Raw genomic sequence first — 5,428 nt, 5'->3', positions numbered from 1 at the left:
CGGTAGAGGCGATCGCGAGAACGCGGAGCATGAAAGGCCATCCCTGGTTGTTTGTGGGATGGCCAGTCTAGGCAGGGGCCTGGGCCACCTGACCCCGTGTTTGCGTGGCATGTCTCGCGCGCGCCACGCGGCCGGCGCTCAGCCCGCCTCCGCGCCGATCTGCGCGCTGGTGAAGGTCCAGGTGCGGTCGATCGTGCCGTTCGCGCCCCAGTCGGCCGTCACGGTCAGCGTGCCCGGCACCACGCTGATGCCGATGATGTTGTTCGGCAGCGTGATGGTCCAGCTGCCCTGGGTCGGCACACCGTTGGCGTCGAAGCTCACCGCACCCTGGGTGGCGGTGGTGATCGTCCAGCTGCCGTTGGGCAGTTGCGCGTTCATCGTCACCGTGCCGCTGCGGGTGCGCGCGCTGATCGTGCCGCCGGTGGCGGTGATCACGCGGGTCTGATCGACGTTGCTCAGGGTGAAGGTGCTGGTGCGGGTGTTGCGCAGGCTGGTCGCCGTGATGTTCGGCGAGGTCCAGCGGTGCGTGGTGGTCACCACGCCGGCGCCGTTGTCGGCCACCAGCTCCGACAGCGTCGAACTGCCGTTGAGCGTGAGCGTGCGCAGAGGCAGAGCGATCTGCAGGTTCTGCGTCGACGTATTCACCTCGGTGCTGCCGGCCGTCGCCGCCACCACCGTCAGCGTGGTGGTGCCGGTCAGCGCGGCGGCGCCGGCTGCGCCGCGGCAATCGGTGTAGGTCAGGCTGTAGACCTCGCCGGCATCGAGCTGGCCGTTGGTGACCGAGCCGATGCCGCCACCGGTCACCGTGAACACGGCGGAGCCGCCGCCGGCGCAGGCGAAGGTCTGGCTGGCGGTGCCGCCGGCCACCACGGCGCGCGTGGTCGAGAGCACCGTGGCCTGGCCTTCGACGCTGTCGGCCGGCAGCACGGCGCTGTTGGCGCTCATCGACTCGGCCTGCAGTTCGCTGACGGCACCGAGCGGCGCGCCGGCGTCTTCGCCGCCGCCCCCGCAGGCGGTGAGCAGGGCGAGCGCGGCGGCAGCGGTCACGGGGGCGAGGCGATGGAAGGGAATGCGTTTCATGCAAGGCTCCTGGGTGGGCGGGAGGATGGGAAAGGATCGGTTCATCGCTGCGGCCGGCACTCGGCGCTGAGCTGGTCGGCGCGGCTGCGCAGGCATTCGCGCATCTCGCGCTGGCTGCTGTTGCCGCAGACGGTCTTCACCTCCTGCGCGCAGCGCTGCAGGGTGGGCAGGGCCGCCTGGCAGCCGGCGGAGAGTTCGGCCTCCCGCTCCTTCAGGCAGCCGAGCACGCGCCCGCCACCGGGGCGGGCGCCGGGGCAGAGCTTGCGTGCGTCGGCCTGGCAGGCCTGGATGCCCGGCGCGTCGGCGGCGAAGCCGGCCGATGCGGATGCGGCCAGCCACAGCGCGAGCAGGGAACGAGCGGCGAGGCCCGGCAGGCCGCCGCTCATTTCTGCACCGTGGTCGTTCGGGTCGCCGTCTTGCCGTTCGGCCCGGTCAGCGTGGCCGTGGTGCCGCTGGCGCTGCGCTCGACGCTGCGCGACACCGTCTTGCCGTTCGGGCCGGTGGTCGACGACTGCACGTCGCCCCGCGCGCGCACCACGTGGCGCGTGGCGCTCTTGCCTTCGGCGCCGGTGACGGTGGTGTGGCGCTCGCGGGCTTCAGCGCTCTGCGCCATCGCCAGGCCGGCGGCCAGCGTCAGGGCGATCAGGGTCGGGGTCTTCATGGTCGTGTCCTTTCGGGGCTGGGGCTTGCGTCGCGGCGTCTGCCGTGGCCCTCATTGAACGCCGCGCCGTGCCGGCCGCCGACGACGCTACACGACGAATTGCGACAGTTCTGCAATACGGGGGAACAGGATGTTTCGCGGTCCTACACTGCCGCCGCATGAGTGCCAAGCCGCTGGTCCTGATCGTCGACGACGACGCCGAGCTGTCGGCCATGGTGGCCACGCTGTTCGAGCGCGAGGGCTGGGCCACGCACGCGGTGCTCACCGGCGGCGACGGCGAGCGGGCGCTGGCCGGGCAGCGGCCCGACGCGGTGCTGCTCGACGTGATGCTGCCCGACGCCAACGGCTACGAGCTGTGCCGGCGCTGGCGGGCGGCGCATCCGGGCCTGGGCCTGATGATGTTCACCGCCCGCGGCGACCCGATGGACCGCGTGCTCGGCCTGGAGATCGGCGCCGACGACTACCTGCCCAAGCCCTTCGAGCCGCGCGAGCTGGTGGCGCGCGTGCGCGCGCTGCTGCGCCGCCAGGCGCCCGGCCGCGCCGATGCGGCGATGCTGCGCTTCGAGGGCCTGAGCATCGACCTGCTGCGCCGCGAGGTGCTGGCCGGCGCGCAATCGGTCGCGCTCACCGGCGTGGAGTTCAGGCTGCTCGCCGCATTGGCGCGCGCGCCGGGGCAGGCGCTGTCGCGCGAGGCGCTCAGCGAGGCCGTGCAGCCCGGCAGCTACAAGCCGCAGGATCGCACCGTCGACGTGCAGGTGGCGCGGCTGCGCCGCAAGCTGCGCGAGGCCAGCCCGGGCACCGAGTGGATCGCCACCGAGCGCGGCGAGGGCTACGTGTTCGTGCCGCGCTGAGGCCATGAAGTTGCCGCGCGCGGACAGCCTCTTCGCCCGCTTGCTGCTGCTGCAGACCGGCGTGGCGCTCGCGCTGCTGTTCGTCTTCGCCGCGGTGGTCTACGTCGATCGCAACGTGGCGGTGGCGCGTCTGGTGGCCGAGCGCTGGGCGCCGGCGCTGCGCCATGCGGCCGGGCTGGGTGGCGCTGCGCCCGCGCCGGATCGCACGCTGTTGCGCGCCGAGGCGCGACCGCCGGCGTCGTGGCGGCCGCCACGCTCGCTGCCGCGCCTGGCCGCGCTGGCGGAGGAACTCGAAAGGCACGGCGTGCGCTTCGAAGACGCGGTGATCTCGCGCGGCGCGGGCGCACCGACGCTGTGGCTGCAGCTGCGCCAGGGCGACGGCCGCAGCGCCTGGTTCGGCATCGCCGATGTCGCGCTGCTGCCGCGCCGGCCCGGCCGCGTGCTGCTGGCCGTGCTGATCAGCGCGGCCATCCTGGTGGCGGTGAGCTGGTACTTCACGCGGCGGCTGACCCGCCCGCTGGAGCAGCTGCGCAGCCGCATGGTCCGCCACCAGCCCGGCCAGGCTCAGGCTCCCGCCGCGCCGATCGAGGGTGCCTCGCCGGAGGTGGCCGCCATCGAGCATGCCTACGACGAGCTGCTGGCGCGCTACGAACGCCACGAGCGCGAGCGTGCACTGCTGCTGGCCGGCGTGTCGCACGACCTGCGCAGCCCGCTGGCGCGCATCCGCATGGCCGCCGGGCTGTTGCCCGAGGACCCGGCCAGCGCGCCCTGGCGGGAGGCGATCGAGCGCAACACCGACGTGGCCGACCGGCTGATCGGCAGCTTCCTCGACCACGTGCGCGCCGGCGAGCTCCCGCTGGACCAGCGCGCCGACCTGGCCGCCATCGCGCGCAGCGTCGCCGCCGAGGCCGGCCGCGGCGGCGTGGCGCCGGCGGTCGACGCGCCGCCTTCGCTGGTGCTCGAGCGATGCCACCCGCTGCTGCTCGAGCGACTGATGGCCAATCTCGTCGACAACGCCTGCAAGCACGGCCGCGCCCCGGTGGCGCTGGCGGTGCGCGCCGAAGGTGGCGGCGCCTGCATCGAAGTGAGCGACGCCGGCCCCGGCCTTCCCGAAGCGCAGCGCGAGGCGCTCACCGAGGCCTTCGCGCGTGGCGATGCGGCGCGCGGCACGCCGGGTACCGGCCTGGGCCTGGCGATCGTCGCGCGCATCTCGGCGCGCCTGGGCGGTACGCTGGCCTTCGAGCGCCGTGACGGCCGTCACGTGGCGCGCGTCACCCTGCCGGCAGCCCCCTGAAAGGGCGCCCTCCGCATTCCCCACGCAGTGCGGGGCGGCGCGGGCGGCCGGCGGCGGATAATCCCATCCAACCCCACCCGTCACCCAGATTTCGAGAAGCGGAGAGCGCCATGGCCTCGTTGAACAAAGTCCAGATCATCGGCAACCTCGGCCGCGACCCCGAGGTGCGCTACACGCCCAACGGCAACGCGGTCTGCAACGTCAGCGTGGCCACCACGCGGCAGTGGAAGAACAAGGATTCCGGCGACCGCCAGGAAGAGACCGAATGGCACCGCGTCGTCTTCTACGACCGCCTGGCCGAGATCGCCGGCGAATACCTGAAGAAGGGCCGCTCGGTGTACGTGGAAGGCCGCCTGAAGACCCGCAAGTGGCAGGACAAGGAAGGCAAGGACCAGTACACCACCGAGATCATCGCCGAGCAGATGCAGATGCTCGGCGGCCGTGAGGGCATGGGCGGCGGCGCCGGCGAAGATCGCGGCGGCGATGACTATTCGGAGCGCCCGCAGCGCGCCGCCCCGGCGGCCCGCCCGGCGGCCAGCAAGCCCGCCTCGAAGCCGGCCACCGGCTTCGACGCGATGGACGACGACATCCCCTTCTGATGCCGGCTGCGTCGGCGCTGCCTCAGCGCAGTGCCGGCGCGTAGTGCGCGTGGCAGCCGTCGCAGGCCACCTGCAGGCGCTGCGCGGCCGAGGCGAGGCCGCTTCCATCGCGCAGCCGCGCCGCTTCGGCACCCGCCCGGGTGCCGTCGCGCAGTTCGGCCACGGCGCGCAGCCATTCGGCGCGGCCGAGCGACCAGCCCGGCTGTTCCAGCACGCTGGCCGCCCGATCCAGTTCCGCCGCGGCGTCGGCCACCGCCTGCCAGGCCTCGGCCGTGCGTGGCTGGCGCTGCGGATCGCGCTGGAAGGCCGGGCCGAGCACGCCGGCGGCCGGGTCGATCACCAGCGCCATCAGGTCGGGCAGGGCCAGCATCGGCTCGTCGGCCGGCATCGCCAGCGCCGCCAGCGGGTGAGGTGCGGCGGGGGCACGCTGCGCCGTGCGCTCGTCCGGCGGGGCGCAACCGAGCAGCCCCGCCGCCAGCAGCGCCGCGCACCATTTCAGTGTGGATGCAGCCATGTTGCCCGTGTCCGTGGGCGGCAGCGTACTGCCGGCGCGCTGTCCGGCGGCTCAGGGCTTGCCAGGGGGCCAAGGCGCTCAAGATCGCGGCCGCGTGGCCGAAGACACGGAGACCTCCGACCGCCCGCGCTGCGCCGATGCCTGCCTCTGCCGCCCCCCGCCACGTTGCCGACATCGAACGCGAGATCGACGCGGCCCGCCGCAGCGGCCCGCTGCGCGAGATCGTCGTGCCGCCCTGCCCCGAATTGCTGACGCGGCTGCAGCGGGCCATGGCCGAGGCCGAGCCCGACCTCAACGAGGTCGCGCGCATCGCCCAGGCCGACGTGGCGATGGCCGCCACGCTGATCCGCAACGCCAACGGCGCCGCCTTCGCCGCCAGCGCGCCGGTGGCCTCGGCCGGCCAGGCGATGAACCGGCTCGGCCTGAAGC

Annotated in this window: 8 protein-coding genes; 4 read left to right on the top strand and 4 right to left on the bottom strand. The window is 73.8% G+C overall.

Features of this window, described 5'->3' with window-relative positions; translation table 11 throughout:
• Positions 1-138: 138 nt before the first annotated feature.
• The 3 genes from AB7U92_RS20965 to AB7U92_RS20955 are packed head-to-tail and all read right to left on the bottom strand — an operon-like array spanning position 139 to position 1,741.
• Positions 139-1,080, bottom strand: a complete 942-nt coding sequence (locus AB7U92_RS20965) for a hypothetical protein (RefSeq protein WP_428581575.1) — start codon at positions 1,078-1,080, stop codon at positions 139-141.
• 41 nt (positions 1,081-1,121) lie between these two features.
• Positions 1,122-1,466: a hypothetical protein gene (locus tag AB7U92_RS20960; RefSeq protein ID WP_428581572.1), complete on the bottom strand. Its 345-nt coding sequence runs from the start codon at positions 1,464-1,466 to the stop codon at positions 1,122-1,124.
• Entirely contained in the window at positions 1,463-1,741 is a 279-nt protein-coding gene (locus tag AB7U92_RS20955; RefSeq protein WP_428581569.1) for a hypothetical protein, read from the bottom strand. The genes AB7U92_RS20960 and AB7U92_RS20955 overlap by 4 nt, the downstream gene beginning before the upstream one ends.
• Positions 1,742-1,899: 158 nt before the next feature.
• On the opposite strand from AB7U92_RS20955, the gene AB7U92_RS20950 reads away from it, so the two are divergent.
• The 3 genes from AB7U92_RS20950 (at position 1,900) to ssb (ending at position 4,485) form a co-directional block, all read left to right on the top strand.
• A complete protein-coding gene (locus AB7U92_RS20950) occupies positions 1,900-2,592 on the top strand; it encodes a response regulator transcription factor (RefSeq protein ID WP_428581566.1) in 693 nt (230 codons plus the stop codon).
• Between the two features lie 4 nt (positions 2,593-2,596).
• Entirely contained in the window at positions 2,597-3,886 is a 1,290-nt protein-coding gene (locus AB7U92_RS20945) for an ATP-binding protein (protein WP_428581563.1), read from the top strand.
• 110 nt (positions 3,887-3,996) lie between these two features.
• On the top strand, positions 3,997-4,485 hold the full coding sequence (gene ssb, locus AB7U92_RS20940; protein WP_428581560.1) for a single-stranded DNA-binding protein: 489 nt from the start codon (positions 3,997-3,999) through the stop codon (positions 4,483-4,485).
• Between the two features lie 22 nt (positions 4,486-4,507).
• On the opposite strand, the gene AB7U92_RS20935 is transcribed toward ssb, so the two are convergent.
• Positions 4,508-4,999, bottom strand: a complete 492-nt coding sequence (locus AB7U92_RS20935; protein WP_428581557.1) for a hypothetical protein — start codon at positions 4,997-4,999, stop codon at positions 4,508-4,510.
• 137 nt (positions 5,000-5,136) lie between these two features.
• Between AB7U92_RS20935 and AB7U92_RS20930 the strand changes: the two genes are divergently transcribed.
• The coding region (locus AB7U92_RS20930; RefSeq protein WP_428581554.1) for an HDOD domain-containing protein at positions 5,137-5,428 on the top strand (292 nt) is incomplete at its 3' end.

The organism is Piscinibacter sp. (assembly GCF_050175855.1).
Lineage (GTDB): Bacteria > Pseudomonadota > Gammaproteobacteria > Burkholderiales > Burkholderiaceae_C > Piscinibacter.
The sequence above is the reverse complement of the archived record's forward strand: the minus strand, read 5'-3'. Positions and strand labels throughout refer to the sequence as shown.

Coding starts and splice junctions, on each gene's coding strand:
- AB7U92_RS20960 (WP_428581572.1), bottom strand. CDS start 1,466: ATGAGCGGCGGCCTGCCGGGCCTCGCCGCTCGTTCCCTGCTCGCGCTG.
- AB7U92_RS20950 (WP_428581566.1), top strand. CDS start 1,900: ATGAGTGCCAAGCCGCTGGTCCTGATCGTCGACGACGACGCCGAGCTG.
- AB7U92_RS20945 (WP_428581563.1), top strand. CDS start 2,597: ATGAAGTTGCCGCGCGCGGACAGCCTCTTCGCCCGCTTGCTGCTGCTG.
- ssb (WP_428581560.1), top strand. CDS start 3,997: ATGGCCTCGTTGAACAAAGTCCAGATCATCGGCAACCTCGGCCGCGAC.
- AB7U92_RS20935 (WP_428581557.1), bottom strand. CDS start 4,999: ATGGCTGCATCCACACTGAAATGGTGCGCGGCGCTGCTGGCGGCGGGG.
- AB7U92_RS20955 (WP_428581569.1), bottom strand. CDS start 1,741: ATGAAGACCCCGACCCTGATCGCCCTGACGCTGGCCGCCGGCCTGGCG.
- AB7U92_RS20965 (WP_428581575.1), bottom strand. CDS start 1,080: ATGAAACGCATTCCCTTCCATCGCCTCGCCCCCGTGACCGCTGCCGCC.